Annotated in this window: 12 protein-coding genes and 2 tRNA genes; 4 read left to right on the plus strand and 10 right to left on the minus strand. The window is 66.0% G+C overall.

The annotated features are described in order from the left end of the window. The first annotated feature begins 48 nt into the window (after positions 1–48). Positions 49–840, plus strand: coding sequence for a signal peptidase I (lepB, locus tag FHS82_RS00510; protein ID WP_166947628.1), 792 nt, complete (start codon positions 49–51; stop codon positions 838–840). A gap of 152 nt (positions 841–992) precedes the next feature. Further along, positions 993–1,313, plus strand: coding sequence for a quaternary ammonium compound efflux SMR transporter SugE (gene sugE / locus FHS82_RS00515; RefSeq protein ID WP_166948849.1), 321 nt, complete (start codon positions 993–995; stop codon positions 1,311–1,313). Between the two features lie 267 nt (positions 1,314–1,580). Here sugE and FHS82_RS00520 read toward each other — a convergent pair whose 3' ends face one another. The 9 genes from FHS82_RS00520 to FHS82_RS00560 form a co-directional block, all read right to left on the minus strand. Next, a complete protein-coding gene (locus tag FHS82_RS00520; RefSeq protein WP_166947630.1) occupies positions 1,581–2,519 on the minus strand; it encodes an AEC family transporter in 939 nt (312 codons plus the stop codon). Between the two features lie 162 nt (positions 2,520–2,681). After that, positions 2,682–3,458: an alpha/beta fold hydrolase gene (locus tag FHS82_RS00525; RefSeq protein WP_166947632.1), complete on the minus strand. Its 777-nt coding sequence runs from the start codon at positions 3,456–3,458 to the stop codon at positions 2,682–2,684. 58 nt (positions 3,459–3,516) lie between these two features. Beyond that, positions 3,517–3,593: transfer RNA gene (locus tag FHS82_RS00530), tRNA-Val, on the minus strand. A gap of 236 nt (positions 3,594–3,829) precedes the next feature. Next, positions 3,830–4,108 (minus strand): HU family DNA-binding protein, encoded by a 279-nt coding sequence (locus FHS82_RS00535; RefSeq protein ID WP_166947634.1) that lies wholly within the window; start codon positions 4,106–4,108, stop codon positions 3,830–3,832. 202 nt (positions 4,109–4,310) lie between these two features. After that, entirely contained in the window at positions 4,311–6,737 is a 2,427-nt protein-coding gene (lon, locus tag FHS82_RS00540; RefSeq protein WP_166947636.1) for an endopeptidase La, read from the minus strand. 319 nt (positions 6,738–7,056) lie between these two features. Then, on the minus strand, positions 7,057–8,325 hold the full coding sequence (gene clpX / locus FHS82_RS00545; protein WP_166947638.1) for an ATP-dependent Clp protease ATP-binding subunit ClpX: 1,269 nt from the start codon (positions 8,323–8,325) through the stop codon (positions 7,057–7,059). 395 nt (positions 8,326–8,720) lie between these two features. Then, on the minus strand, positions 8,721–9,344 hold the full coding sequence (locus FHS82_RS00550) for an ATP-dependent Clp protease proteolytic subunit (protein WP_166947640.1): 624 nt from the start codon (positions 9,342–9,344) through the stop codon (positions 8,721–8,723). A gap of 260 nt (positions 9,345–9,604) precedes the next feature. Beyond that, on the minus strand, positions 9,605–11,002 hold the full coding sequence (tig, locus tag FHS82_RS00555; protein ID WP_166947642.1) for a trigger factor: 1,398 nt from the start codon (positions 11,000–11,002) through the stop codon (positions 9,605–9,607). A 49-nt stretch (positions 11,003–11,051) separates the two neighbouring features. Beyond that, positions 11,052–11,136: transfer RNA gene (locus FHS82_RS00560), tRNA-Leu, on the minus strand. A 192-nt stretch (positions 11,137–11,328) separates the two neighbouring features. On the opposite strand from FHS82_RS00560, the gene FHS82_RS00565 reads away from it, so the two are divergent. Further along, the gene (locus FHS82_RS00565; protein WP_166947644.1) at positions 11,329–12,753 is read left to right on the plus strand and encodes a multicopper oxidase family protein; all 1,425 of its coding nucleotides are present in this window, start codon (positions 11,329–11,331) and stop codon (positions 12,751–12,753) included. 23 nt (positions 12,754–12,776) lie between these two features. On the opposite strand, the gene FHS82_RS00570 is transcribed toward FHS82_RS00565, so the two are convergent. Continuing rightward, entirely contained in the window at positions 12,777–14,294 is a 1,518-nt protein-coding gene (locus FHS82_RS00570) for an NAD(P)H-hydrate dehydratase (protein ID WP_166947646.1), read from the minus strand. A 344-nt stretch (positions 14,295–14,638) separates the two neighbouring features. Between FHS82_RS00570 and FHS82_RS00575 the strand changes: the two genes are divergently transcribed. Beyond that, entirely contained in the window at positions 14,639–14,977 is a 339-nt protein-coding gene (locus FHS82_RS00575) for a DUF3240 family protein (protein WP_166947648.1), read from the plus strand. Positions 14,978–15,040: the final 63 nt, after the last annotated feature.

Raw genomic sequence — 15,040 nt, forward strand, 5'->3', positions numbered from 1 at the left:
GCATCGGCATCCATCTCCTATTCAGGAGGCCCACGCACGGAGCATGTCATGAACGCCTCATCCGACGACGGTACGCAGCAGCGGGACGACAGCAACGCACCGAAACGCGGAAAAGGCGGCATCGGCGACTCGGTCAAGGTGGTCGCCCAGGCGATACTGATCGCACTCGTGATCCGCACCTTCCTGTTCCAGCCGTTCAGCATCCCCTCCGGGTCGCTCATCCCCACGCTTCTGATCGGCGACTATCTGTTCGTGTCGAAATATGCCTACGGCTATTCGCGCTATTCCTTCCCGTGGGGCATCGTCCCGTTCGAGGGGCGGATCTGGAGCGCGGAACCGCAGCGCGGCGATATCGCCGTCTTCGCCTCGCCGAAGAACGACGGCACCGATTATGTCAAGCGGGTGATCGGCCTGCCCGGCGACACCATCCAGATGGTCGACAACGTGCTCGTCATCAACGGCAAGCCGGTCGAACGCGAGCGGATCGGCACCTATCCCGACGCCGATCAGTGGGGCCGGCCGCTGAACGTGCCGCTCTACCGCGAAACGCTCCCCGGCGGCCGCAGCCACCTCATCATTGAGCGCGAGGGCGCGGCAAGCTACTGGGCGAACACCTTCGTCTACAAGGTGCCGGACGGGCACTATTTCATGATGGGCGACAACCGCGACAACTCCAGCGATTCCCGCGACCTCGCGTCCATGGGCTATGTGCCGTTCGATCACTTCATCGGCCGGGCCGAGATCACATTCTTCTCGCTGGACGACGAAACGCCCGCGTGGCAGATATGGAATTGGCCGTCGGCGGTGCGCTGGGACCGCCTGTTCATGCGCATTCACTGACAATCGCCTTCCGCCAGCTGCGGGAGGGCTCCGGCCGGTCACGGCGCGGCGGGGACGGCCCCGCCCTCGACGCCCGATGTCGACGCCTCCTCAATCCGGCGGGGACGACCCCGCCACGAACTGACTGGAGGCCCTTCATGGGACAATCCGGAATTGCGTGGCTCGCCCTCTTCGTCGCGGGCCTGTTCGAGACCGTCTGGGCGATCGGGCTCAAGTATACGGAAGGTTTCACCCGCCTTGTGCCCTCGCTCCTCACGCTGGCGGCGATGGCGGTCAGCTTCGCGCTGCTGGCGTGGTCGCTGAAAGTTCTGCCCGTCGGCACCGCCTATGCGATCTGGACCGGAATCGGCGCGATCGGCACCGTCATTCTGGGCGTGGTGCTGTTCCACGAACCGATGACGACGATGCGGCTCGTCTGCGTCGGGCTGATTGTCTCCGGGATCGTCGGCCTGAAGATTTTCTCACCCGTATAGCCCGAGTTCCGCGAAACATTCCCCAAGAACAAAAAAATCCGGCGGCCAGAACGGCCGCCGGTCAGAGGGTCACACGATCGAAGGGTCGGGCGCGCCGTATTCTCGAATTCACATTCCCTTCCCGTCCCGATGCAGGGCCGGGATACGCACACTTCGCGCCCTCGCCACAACTTGAACGGAAGATGTAAAATAGTCGTTTCTCCCCGGCGCGGCGAACGACAAAAATCGACATATTCCCCGCGCGTTCCGGAAAGTCCGCAAGACCTCCTACACGGGCGCCGCGCCGATGAACCATAGCCAGAACGTTATAGTGACGACCGAAACGAGTGTTGTCAGCGAAATGGCGTTCGAGGCCAACGCCTCGCCGGACCTGTAGCGGATCGCGACCAGATAGGCATTGATGCCGGTCGGCAACGCCGCGAAGGTCACCGCCACGGCGGCGAAAACCGGCGGCATCGCGAAGACGTGAAAGGCGAGAATCCAGGTTACGAACGGGTGCACGACCAGCTTGAACACAGTCATGACCGTTGTCGGGCCGAGATTGCCCCGCAGGCCGTAGCGCGCCACGGCCATACCCATCGCGACGAGCGTTACGGGCGCCGCGGCCACGGCGAGCTGCCCGACGATGTCCACGACAAGGCCCGGCAACGGGATATGCGCGACGCGCACGATGCCGCCGAGCACGATCGCGATGATGATCGGGTTCGTCGCCAGCGCCCGCAGCGTCGCCACGATGCCGAAGCCGCGCCCTTCCCCGTTGGCGCGGGAGAACATGATGGCCGCCGCCAGCATGATGATGGGCAGATGCACGGCGATCAGCAGGAACATCGGCAGCGCGCCGGGCTCGCCGAACACCATCACGATCAGCGGCACACCCAGTTGCACGGTGTTCGACTGCGCGGCGGAGAAGCCGCATATCACGGTTTCGGTTCCGCTCGCCGCGAACAACCGGCGCGCCAGCGCCATCGCCAGCAGCCACACAATGGCAACGCCCAGGAAATACGCCGCCCAGTAGCTCCATGGGCTGGCCTCGGGAACGCTGCCCTCCGACAGGGTGCGGAAAATCAGCGCCGGAATGGCGAGTGTCGCGACGAAGTCCGACACGCCGACCGCCGTGCTTTCGGGCAGCAGCCGTGTTCTTGCGACGAACCAGCCAAGCCCGATGAGCCCGAAAACCGGCGCGACGAGGGTCAGTATCTGATTCATCCGGTGAAGGCGGAGGGAAAGAAAGTGGGAGGGCGGAAGGCGCATCGACGCACCGGCAAGCGCGCGGACCTCGAAAAAGTACGCACTCCCTCCGCCAGGCGTCAATTGCGTGCAGCGCAGGACAGACTTGCGCTCCCGGTTTCCACCGCCCCGCCCGGAGGCTTACGCGGCCGGATAGACCTCGCTGAAGAACGCCAGCACGCCCTGCTTGTGCGCCTTGTCGCCAACCGCGAGATTGTGGTCACGGCCGGGAATCTCAAGAAAACGGCCGTGAGGCAGGAGCGCCGCCAGCGCCTCGCCGGAGCCGGCGATGGGATCGCGCGAGCCCACGGCGACGAGCACGGGCATGGCGATCGCGGCGACCTCGGCGCGGGTCAGCGCCCCGCCGCGCGAGCCGCGAATGCAGGCCGCGAGCGCCCGCAGGTCACTGCCCGTCTGCTGTGCGAAGGCGCGGAACATGCGCTGGTTCGGGGCCGTCAGATCCTCCAGCGACGACGCCTCCATCGCCTCCGCGATAGCGGTCGGCAGGCCGTCGCCATCGACGAGGTGAATGCCGAGCCCGCCGAGCACGGCCGCCGCCACCCTTTCGGGATGCAGCACGGTGAGCCGCGCCGTGTTGCGCGCGCCCATCGAATAGCCGATCACGGCGGCGCGCTCGATGTCCAGATGGTCGAGCAGGCGGCGCGCGTCCTCCGCCATGTTCGCGGTGGTATAGGCAGCCGGATCGTAGAGCTTCTCGCTCTGGCCATGCCCGCGGTTGTCGAGCGCGATGACGCGATAGCCGGCACGCCCCAGCGTCGTCGTCCACATCGTATTGACCCAGTTCACGGCATGATTCGAGGCGAAGCCATGAATGAGCAGCACCGGCCGGCCATCGCCGTCCCGTGCAGGAATATCGATGAAATTGATGCGAACGCCATCGGACGAGAACGCCTGCACGCTGCACTTCCTCCCTGCCGGTAACGGGCTGGTGCGCCGCGCGTGTCGCCCGGAAACATGGTGGGCGGTGAGGGATTCGAACCCCCGACATCCACGGTGTAAACGTGGCGCTCTAACCAGCTGAGCTAACCGCCCCCGACAACTTCAGGCTTGAAAACACGCCCGCGGGTCGACGAGGCGCAATCTTTTTCCGGCGACACCGGCACGCCCCCATCGTCTAAGGGAACCTGCCGGGTGTTTCAAGATGCAAATCGATTCTTCCCCGGCCCGCCCGAAAGGGCCTGCAGCACCAAGTCTCCGAAGATATCGGGAGCTGATCCACATCCGGGCTTTTCCGTGCACAGGCGCCGTCGCGCGACCCGGGAGAAAGCTTACTTGTTGTTGACGGCATCCTTGAGGCCGGCGCCAGCCTTGAACTTCGGCGTGCGGGAAGCAGCGACCTCGATGGTCTCGCCGGTGCGAGGGTTGCGGGCCGTACCGGCCGGACGGTCTGCGACCACAAAGGTGCCGAAACCAATCAGCTTGACTTCGTCGCCCTGGGCAAGCGCCGAGGTGATCACCTCGATAGCGGCGTCCAGCGCATCGCCCGCCTGGGCTTTGGTCAGACCGGCCTTGTCGGCGACGGCTGAAACGAGATCACCTTTATTCATATGGTCCTCCTGAACTCGTCAACCCGAGTTATGGTTTCGTATCATGCCGGCGTGGGCATCGTGTCCGATCATACGGCAAGTGCCACCGGATGCCGTAAATTATAAGCGAAAGCAATGCCTTCCCAGCATTTTTCGGCAAAAAAGCCCCCCGGATCCGCTCCGGGGGGCCGTTTTCAACAATTATTCGGCAACATCAGCCGGCTCAGTGCGCCACGGAAACCGCGCTTTCGCCGTCCTCGGCCGGCAGGGGCACCGCCGCGGCCTCTGCCACCGGCTGCACGAGAGCTTCCGGCAGCCGCACCAGCGCGTGCTGAAGAACCTGGTCCATGCGCGACACCGGCACGATTTCCAGCCCGTTCTTCACGCTGTCCGGCAGCTCCGCCAGGTCCTTGGCGTTCTCTTCCGGAATGAGGACCTTCTTCAGCCCGCCGCGCAGCGCCGCCAGCAGCTTCTCCTTCAACCCGCCGATCGGCAGGACACGACCGCGCAGCGTCACCTCGCCCGTCATCGCGATGTCCCTGCGGACGGGAATGCCCGTCACGGTCGAGACAATGGCGGTCGCCATGGCGATGCCGGCCGACGGGCCGTCCTTGGGCGTCGCTCCTTCAGGCACGTGCACGTGGATGTCGTGCTTGTCGAAGAACGCCGGTTCGATGCCGAAATCGGGCGCGCGCGAGCGGACATAGGAAGCCGCCGCCGAAATCGATTCCTTCATCACGTCCCGCAGGTTGCCGGTCACGGTCATCTTGCCCTTGCCCGGCATCCTGATGCCCTCGATGGTCAGCAACTCGCCGCCCACCTCGGTCCACGCCAGTCCGGTGACCGCACCCACCTGATCCTCGTCCTCGACCTCGCCGAAGCGGAACTTCGGCGCGCCGAGATAGTCGGCGAGGTTGGATGCCGTCACGTGGATGCTGTCCGCCTTCTTGAGCACGATTTCCTTCACCGCCTTGCGGATGAGGTTGGAAATCTCGCGCTCAAGGTTACGCACACCCGCTTCCCGGGTGTAGCGGCGGATCAGCAGCAGCAGGCCCGCGTCGTCGATCGACCACTCGCCGTCCTTCAGACCGTGCTTCTTCACCGCCTCGGGGATGAGGTGCCGGCGGCTGATTTCCAGCTTCTCCTCTTCCGTATAGCCGGCGATGCGGATCACCTCCATACGGTCGAGCAGCGGCCCCGGAATGTTCAGCGTGTTGGCCGTGGTCACGAACATCACGTTCGACAGGTCGTAATCGACTTCGAGGTAGTGATCGTTGAAGGCGCCGTTCTGTTCAGGGTCCAGCACCTCCAGCAACGCCGCCGAGGGATCGCCGCGGAAGTCCATGCCCATCTTGTCGATCTCGTCGAGCAGGATGAGCGGGTTCGACGTCTTGGCCTTGCGCATCGACTGGATGATCTTGCCGGGCATCGAGCCGATGTAGGTCCGCCGGTGTCCGCGAATCTCCGCCTCGTCACGCACGCCGCCGAGCGACAGCCGCACGAACTCACGTCCCGTCGCCTTGGCGAGCGACTTGCCGAGCGACGTCTTGCCGACGCCGGGAGGCCCGACGAGGCACAGGATGGGGCCGGTCAGCCTGTTGGCGCGCTGCTGCACCGCGAGATATTCGAGGATACGTTCCTTGACCTTGTCGAGGCCGTAGTGATCCGTGTCCAGCACGTTCTGCGCCAGCACCAGATCCTTCTTGACCTTCGACCGCTTCGACCACGGGATGCCGAGGATCCAGTCGAGGTAGTTGCGCACCACCGTCGCTTCCGCGGACATCGGCGACATCTGGCGCAGCTTCTTCAGCTCGCCGAGCGCCTTCTCGCGCGCTTCCTTGGTGAGGCGCGTCTTCTCGATCCGCTCCTCGATCTCGGTCAGTTCGTCGCGGCCGTCCTCGTCGCCCAGCTCCTTCTGGATCGCCTTCATCTGCTCGTTGAGGTAGTACTCGCGCTGGGTCTTCTCCATCTGGCGCTTGACGCGCGTGCGGATGCGCTTTTCCACCTGCAGGACGGAGATCTCGCTTTCCATCAGCCCAAGCGCCTTCTCCAGCCGCTCGGAAACGGACGAGGCCTCCAGGATGGCCTGCTTGTCGGCGATCTTGACCGCGAGATGCGAGGCCACCGTGTCGGCGAGCTTCGATGGCTCATCGATCTGCGTGACAGCGGAAACCACCTCGGGAGAAATCTTCTTGTTCAGCTTGACGTAATTTTCGAACTCGGCGACCACCGAGCGCGCAAGCGCCTCGACCTCGACATCGGCGCCCGTCGACTCGGGCAGGGCCTCGGCCTCGGCCTCGTAAAACCCCTCGCTGCGGGTATAGGTCCGCACGCGGGCACGTGTCGTCCCTTCCACCAGCACCTTCACGGTGCCGTCGGGCAGCTTCAGGAGTTGCAGCACGTTGGCAAGCGTGCCGACCTCGTAGATCGCATCGGTCGCCGGATCGTCGTCAGACGCATTGATTTGCGTCGCCAGCAGGATGTGCCGGTCGCTCTTGACGACCTCCTCCAGCGCGCGAATGGATTTGTCGCGCCCTACAAAAAGCGGCACGACCATGTGCGGGAAAACAACAATGTCACGGAGCGGAAGAACAGGGTAGATCCCGACCGTTCCTGCGGCCACCGCCTGTCGGGGCTTCGTTGTCGTCATGGCCCGTATCCTTTCGTTTGCGCCCGCGCCCCCCTCTTTGGCAGGTTCACGGACGGTTGCCGGAAGCGCTCATCGCGCGGGCGACTGCCTCCGGTGCGCTGCCTCCATCACCCTCCTGGCATGATGGTTCAGCAGCGACTTCCCTAAGTTGGAGAGAGTTGCGCCGGCTTTCAAGTTCGTTGGCGGCAAGAAGTGTGCACAAACACGCCAAACCCTCAACCAACGCGCGAGCGCGGCAAAAGCAAGGGCGCCGTCCCGGAGAACGGCGCCCGCATATCTCATCGTTCTGCTTCCCGGCGCCTGCCGGGACAGCCTTCCGTCACGCGCTGACGGATGCGTTCGCATCCGATCGGTCGGCATAGATGTACAGAGGATTCGCCTTGCCCTCGACCACCTCGGGGCCGACGACGATCTGCTCCACGCCCTCCAGGCCCGGCAGGTCATACATCGTGTCGAGCAGGATGCCCTCCATGATGGAGCGCAAGCCACGCGCGCCGGTCTTGCGCTCGATCGCCTTGCGGGCGATCAGCGACAGCGCCTCGTCGTTGAACGTCAATTCGACGTCCTCCATGTCGAACAGCCGCTGGTACTGCTTGACGAGCGCGTTCTTCGGCTCCTGAAGGATGCGCTTCAGCGCCACCTCGTCGAGGTCCTCCAGCGTGGCGATCACCGGCAGGCGGCCGACGAATTCCGGAATGAGGCCGAACTTGAGCAGGTCCTCCGGCTCCACCTCGCGGAACACCTCGCCGGTGCGCCGGTCGTCGGGCGCCTGCACGTTGGCGCCAAAGCCGATCGACGTGCCCTTGCCGCGTCCCATGATGATGCGTTCGAGCCCCGCGAAGGCACCGCCACAGATGAACAGGATGTTGGTGGTGTCCACCTGCAGGAATTCCTGCTGCGGATGCTTGCGCCCGCCCTGCGGCGGCACGCTGGCGACCGTGCCTTCCATGATCTTCAGCAGCGCCTGCTGCACGCCTTCGCCCGAGACGTCGCGCGTGATCGACGGATTGTCCGACTTGCGGGAAATCTTGTCGATCTCGTCGATGTAGACTATGCCCCGCTGGGCGCGCTCGACATTGTAGTCGGATGCCTGCAGCAGCTTCAGGATGATGTTCTCGACATCCTCGCCCACATAGCCCGCCTCGGTCAGCGTGGTGGCGTCGGCCATGGTGAAGGGAACGTCGAGGATGCGCGCCAGCGTCTGCGCCAGCAGCGTCTTGCCCGAGCCCGTGGGGCCCACGAGCAGGATGTTCGACTTCGCCAGCTCGACGTCGTTGTGCTTCGTCGCGTGCGACAGGCGCTTGTAGTGGTTGTGAACCGCCACCGACAGCACCTTCTTGGCGTGCGACTGGCCGATGACGTAGTCATCGAGCACCTTGCTGATTTCCTTGGGCGTCGGAACGCCCTCGCGCGACTTCACCAGCGAGGATTTGGATTCCTCGCGGATGATGTCCATGCACAGCTCCACGCACTCATCGCATATGAACACCGTCGGCCCGGCGATGAGTTTACGGACCTCATGCTGGCTCTTGCCACAGAATGAGCAGTAGAGCGTGCTCTTCGAGTCACTGCCGCCTGTCTTGCTCATGGTCCGTCTCCACTCGGTCACTGCTCGCGTCAAAATCGACGGAGCGTCATCATGTGTTCATATAGGCCAGGGACAAAGAAAAAGTAAGCGGTGTGACCGCAGCGTTCTGCCATTGCCCGACCCTGTCCCGCGAAGGTGGCCCGGAGGCCACCCCCTCCCGCGTTGCCACCGGCTGGCGACACCGCAGAATTTCCATGCAATCACGGTGCCCTGTCGCAATCAATAGCCGCGGCACCATCTCGCATGACCCGGCCGGGCGATCCACAGACGACGCCGCGGGCGCCCTCGGCCTTCTCAACAATCCACACCGTGCGCCGCGTTGTCAATCCATTGATATCGCAGGATCTTTTCCGCAGCGCCGCGTGCACCCCGCCCGGCAGGCGAGGCAACGCGCGTCAGCCTTCGATTTCCGCGCGCTTAGTATGGACCTGATCGATCAGGCCAAATTCCTTCGCGGCATCGGCCGTCATGAAGTTATCACGCTCAAGCGCCGCTTCAATCTCGGCGATGTCACGGCCGGTATGCTTCACGTAAATCTCATTCAGCCGCCGCTTCAGCGCCTCGATCTCGCGGGCGTGAATCAGGATGTCGGTCGCCTGCCCCTGGAAGCCGCCGGAGGGCTGGTGCACCATGATTCGCGCGTTGGGCAGCGCGAATCGCTGCCCCGCCTCGCCCGCCGCCAGCAGCAGCGAGCCCATGGAAGCCGCCTGCCCGAGGCAGAGCGTGGTCACCGGGCTGCGGATGAACTGCATCGTGTCGTAGATGGACAGGCCGGAAGTCACCACGCCGCCGGGCGAGTTGATGTAGAAGTTGATTTCCTTCTTCGGATTGTCCGCTTCCAGAAACAGCAACTGCGCCACCACGAGCGAGGCCGAATAATCTTCCACCGGTCCGGTCAGGAAGATGATCCGCTCGCGCAGCAGCCGCGAATAGATGTCGAATGCGCGCTCGCCGCGATTGGACTGCTCCACCACCATCGGCACGAGCGTGCTGTTGTAAACCTCGAACGGATCTCTCATCGCTGATCAAGCCTTGATTGGATGTCGCCGCGACGCTGCGCGGCACTGTGTGACGGGCACGGCACGCACCTATGGCGCGGAACACGAATATTCAAGACCTCCCGCGCCATCATCACCTTCCCGCCCCCGTGCCGGCGGCGCCAGACGCCACGCGGATAAAACGACAGAAGCGCGATTCGCCGCCCCCGGCAGCGAGTCGCGCTCCTTCATAGCATTATGGAGGGCTGCAACGACAGACGCAGCGCCATCCATCCGTGCGATCACGCCCCGGCATCGTCTCCGGCCGCCTTTGCCGCGTCCGGCGCGGGAGCGGCTTCCTCGCCGTCCTCATCCGCGAAAAGCTCCTCGCGGGTCACCGTCCTGTCCGTCACCGTCGCCTGCGCGAGCAGGTGGTCGACGACCTTCTCCTCGAAGATCGGCGCACGGATTTCCGCCAGCGCCTGCGGATTCTTGTTGTAGTAGTCCCACACGGCCTTTTCCTGGCCCGGGAACTGCCGCGCGCGTTCCACCACGCCGCGCGTGACCTCGTCGTCGGAGACGCTCACGCTGGCCCGGTCACCGACCTCGGCAAGCACGAGGCCCAGACGCACGCGGCGTTCGGCGATCTTGCGGTAGTCCGCCTTCGACGCCTCTTCCGTCGTGCCTTCGTCTTCGAAGGTGCGGCCGGCCTGCTTCAGGTCAGAGACGACCTGCTGCCAGACGCCCGCGAATTCCTGGTCCACGAGGCTGGGCGGCAGTTCGAAGTCGTACTGCGCGTCGAGCGCGTCGAGCAGTTCCTTCTTCACCTTGCGGCGCGTCTGCGTCTGGAAGTCGCGTTCGATCGTGCCGCGAATCACGTTGCGCAGGGCTTCCAGCGAATCGAAGCCGATGCCTTTGGCGAATTCATCGTCCAGCGCGGTCTCGCCCGGCGCCTCGACAGCCTTCACCGTCACGGCGAAGCTGGCTTCCTTGCCCGCGAGGTGCTCGGCCTGATAATTCTCGGGGAACGTCGTCACGATCGTGCGTTCCTCGTCCTTGGACGCGCCGATCAGCTGCTCCTCGAAGCCGGGGATGAAGCTGTTCGAGCCGATCTCGACGCGGATGTCCTGGCTGGAGCCGCCCTCGAAGGGGGTGCCGTCGATGGAGCCGACGAAGTCGATCAGCACACGATCGCCGGCCTCTGCCGCGCCGTCCTTCTCGCTGAAGGGGCGGCTTTCCCTGGCGATGCGGGCGATGGCCTCGTCCACCTCAGACTCCGGCACTTCCGCGACCTCGCGCTCCAGCGCCAGCCCTTCGAGCGACTTCAGCTCGAACGTGGGCAGCAGCTCGACGGCGACGCTGAAGGCCAGATCGCCCTTGGCGGCAATGACGGCGTCGATCTCTTCCTTGTCTTCCGGCAGCGTCACCTTCGGCTCGCCTGCCAGACGCAGCGCGTTGTCCTCGACGATCTGGCGGTTGGCGTCGTTGATGGCGCCCTGCACCACTTCCGCCATGAGCGACTGACCATAGAGGCGGCGCAGATGCGCCACCGGCACCTTGCCGGGGCGGAAGCCGTTGATGCGCACGCGGTCCTTCAGGCCCGCGAGTTCACTCGACAGCTTGCTTTCCAGCTCGGTGGCGGGCACCACCACCTTGAACTCGCGTTTCAAACCCTCTGAAAGAGTCTCGGTCGCCTGCATGGTACAGTTTCTCAATCCAGTTCGCGTTCAGAATTAGACAGCGGAGCTATGGTGCGGGCGGAGGGCCTCGAACCCCCACGACTTGCGTCACAGGAACCTAAATCCTGCGCGTCTACCAATTCCGCCACGCCCGCATCACGGACCCGCTGCCGCAGCGAGCCCTTCCCCGGGTCGCGGCTCTATATCATGGCCGCCGGCTATTGCAGCAAAAAAATGACAGGCACGCTAGTTCTTTACGCCTCGCCTTGCGCGCCGGGCCCGGATAAAACAGCGCGACGGCGCGCTGCCGGCCAATGACGCAGAGGACCGACAGGAACCCGGAATCGATGAGCAACCCATTGCGATACAACGGAAACCCTCTTTTCCCGAGCCGCCGTTCGCTGCTGGCGTCGCTTGCCCTCGCCGCCGTTCCCGGCCTGTCGCCGGCGGTGCGCGCCGACGAGGCGGCGCCCTCCGCTTCATCCACAGAATCCCCGCTCACGCTGACCGCGGGCGAATCGGCCCATGCCCTCGACGGTGTGCCGGCGCCCGTGCGGCTGTGGACCTACGACGGGCGTTTCCCCGGCCCGCTGCTGCGCGTGCGCCGGGGCGCCGCCCTGAACCTGCGGCTGCGCAACACCCTGCTCCAGCCGACCTCACTGCACTGGTACGGCCTGCGGATCGCCAACGCCATGGATGGCGTCGCCGGCCTCACGGGCCCGGCGCTCGCGGCCGGAGAGAGCGCGGACATCGGCTTCACCGCGCGCGATGCCGGCACGTATGTCTACCGCCCTCTCGTGCCGGAGCACGCGGCCGAACAGACGGAGCGCGGCCTTGCCGGCATCCTCGTCGTCGACGAGGACACGCCGCCCTACGCGGACGACGTCGCCCTCGTGCTCGATGACATCGCTCTCGACGACAACGGGCAGGTCCGCGACAGCTTCGGCTCCCCCGCCGAGATCGGCCTGGCGGGACGCCTCGGCAACCGGCTGCTGATCAACGGCCGCACCGCGCCGGAACAGCTCTCCCGCCCGCCTGGCCGGCGGCTGCGGCTGCGGATCGCCAACATTGCCAATGCGCGGCCGCTGACGTTGCGCTTCGAGAACCTGACGACCCACGTCATCGCCGCCGATGGCCAGCCGGTCGACTCGCCTTTTCGGCCGGTGCGCGACAGCATCGCGCTGGCGCCGGGCGGGCGCGTCGACGTGGTGGTGGATACGCCGGACGATGGCGTTTCCGGCAAGGTGGTCGCGGCCCTCGGCAGCGGCCTGCCGCTTCTGGCCCTCACGGGCGCGGGCACGCCCGAGACGCACGCGCCGGAACCCGTGGCCGGCTTGCCGCCAAACGACCTGCCCGAATCGCTCGACCTCGCCCGCGCGCGGCGTTTCGACCTGATCATCGATGGCGGCCTCGACCCCGCCGCCAGCGAGAGCGCGGGCGATCCCACACGCATCTGGCGGCTCGGCGGCCTGTCCTGGCGCGATGCGGCGGCGCGCCCGCTGTTCCGGGTGCCGGGCGGCACGCCGGTCGTGATGGCGCTGGAGAACCGCACGGCCTTTTTGCAGGTGCTGCATCTGCACGGCCACCACGCCCGCCAGCTGCACCGCCTCGACGACGGCTGGGAGCCATTCTGGCTCGATACCATCGCCGTGCCGGCGGGGCAGACAGTGCGCGTCGCCTTTCTCGCTGACAATCCCGGGCGCTGGATGATCGGCTCCGCCGTTCTAGACCGGCTCGGCGCGGGACTGGCGGGCTGGTTCGAGGTCGGATAGGACAGCAGGCGAAGGGCGCCCGCTCATTTTTTCCGGAGCGGCTCCAGCGGCTTCAGCACTTGCGGCAGGACGCGCGGCAGCAGCTCCGGCAGATCCTCGGCGATGAGGCCGGCGCCCCCGAGTTGCGCGGCGGCGCCGTGCAGCCAGACACCGGCGCAAGCCGCCTCGAACGCCGGCACCCCCTGCGCGAGCGCGCCCGCGATCATGCCGGCCAGCACGTCGCCCGATCCCGCCGTCGCCAGCCAAGGCGAACCATTGTCGTTGATCGCGGCGCGGCCATCGGGCGCAGCGATCACCGTGTCGGCGCCCTTGATCACCACGACCGCCCCGGTGCGTTGCGCGGCATGCTGCGCCCGGGTGAGCTTGGAGCGCGCGGACGCGACCGCCGCCTCCTGCGCGAAGAGCCGGGCGAACTCGCCCTCGTGCGGTGTCAGCACGACACCCCGCCGCGTGGCGGGCCCGATTGCCGCGCGCAGGCTGTCGACATCCCCGGCGAAGCTCGTCAGCGCGTCGGCGTCGAGCACGAGCGCGCGGCCGGCCGCGCCCGTCGCCGCCACGAAAGCGCGCGTGCGCTCGCCCACACCGGCCGCCGGGCCGATGACCAGCGCGTTGAACCGCTCGTCGGCCAACGCTTCCGCAAGCTGCGCGGCATCTTCGACCGGGCGGAGCATGATGGCGGTCAGGTGGGCGGCATTCTCGGCGAGCGCATCGGCAGGCGAGGCAACCGTCACCAGCCCGGCACCGATGCGCAGGGCTGCCCGCGCCGCAAGGCGCGCCGCGCCGGTACGCGCCCTTCCGCCCGAGACGACGAGCGCATGCCCGCGTCCATATTTGTGGCCGGTCACGGACGGCACCGGCAGGCTGTCGCCGAACAGCCCCGGCCCGTTGACCGTGAGCCCGTTCGACAGCTCGTCCGCCAACACATCGGCAATGCCGATGTCCGCCACATGCAGGTCGCCGCGACAGGCGCGTCCGGGAAAGAGATAATGCCCGGGCTTGGCGCGGGCGAACGTCACGGTAAGGGTTGCCTGCACCGCCGCGCCGCGCACGGCACCGCTGTCGCCGTCGATCCCTGTCGGCACGTCGACAGCCACCACTGCCGCCGGACTGGCGTTCACGCGCGCCACGAGCGCCTGAAGCTCCGCCGTCAGGTCCCTGTCGAGACCCGCGCCGAGGAGCGCATCGATGATCACGTCCGCGTCGTTGAGCGTCACATCGTCGATGGACAGAACCTCGCCCTGCCAGTCCGCCGCCGCGGCGGCGGCATCGCCCTTCAGCGCGGCGACCGCGCCCATCAGCGCCAGCCGCACCGTGAAGCCGCGGCCGACCAGCAGGCGCGCGGCCACGAAGCCGTCACCACCGTTGTTGCCGGGCCCGCACAGCACAATGATCTTGCGCGCGGGAGAACCGGCGAGCTGCGCCGCCTTCTCCGCGACCGCCGCCCCGGCCCGCTGCATGAGCGTGTAGCCGGGCGTGCCCGCCGCGATCGTGCGGGCGTCGGCGTCGCGCATCGCACGTGTCGTCAACAGGGTCGTCGCCATCACCGTTTCTCCGTCGCTGCCGAAACCGCATGTCCTCCGCAAGGGAAGCCGCCGGAACGCCGCGTGTCAACGGAGCGCCCGGGCGTTTCCCGCCGTGACGGCTGTTGTGGCGCGGTGAAGTGCAGCATTTGCCCATTTTATCACCAGCATTTGCCTATTTGCTGGGCATACATCGTCGGGCGCAACGATTTTGGGCATGTCCGCCCCCGGGCATTGATGGTAATTATCGTCGGCAGAGAGCGGCGCGCGGCGCCGCGCCAACGTCGCGAAGGCCCCGGCCGGAGGCGACGTGGAATAGATACGCGAACCGATACCGGCTCACTGGCCATGGGAGGGCTTCCGACGTGAAAAAGATCGAAGCGATCATCAAACCCTTCAAGCTCGACGAGGTGAAGGAAGCGCTGCAGGAAGTCGGGCTGCAAGGCATCACGGTTATTGAGGCCAAGGGCTTCGGACGTCAGAAGGGCCATACCGAACTGTATCGCGGCGCGGAATACGTGGTCGACTTCCTGCCCAAGGTGAAAATCGAGATCGTGCTGGCCGACGAGCAGGTCGAGCGCGCGGTCGAGGCCATCCGCAAGGCTGCCGCCACCGGCCGCATCGGAGATGGCAAGATTTTTGTATCTCCGGTCGAGGAAGCGATCCGCATCCGCACCGGCGAGACCGGCCCGGACGCGATCTGACCCGGCGACCTCTACTCAACGGCCAACGGACGACGTGCGTCGCAAATGGCCCGGCACCTAACG

The sequence above is a fragment of the Pseudochelatococcus lubricantis genome, from assembly GCF_011762225.1.
Lineage (GTDB): Bacteria > Pseudomonadota > Alphaproteobacteria > Rhizobiales > Beijerinckiaceae > Pseudochelatococcus > Pseudochelatococcus lubricantis.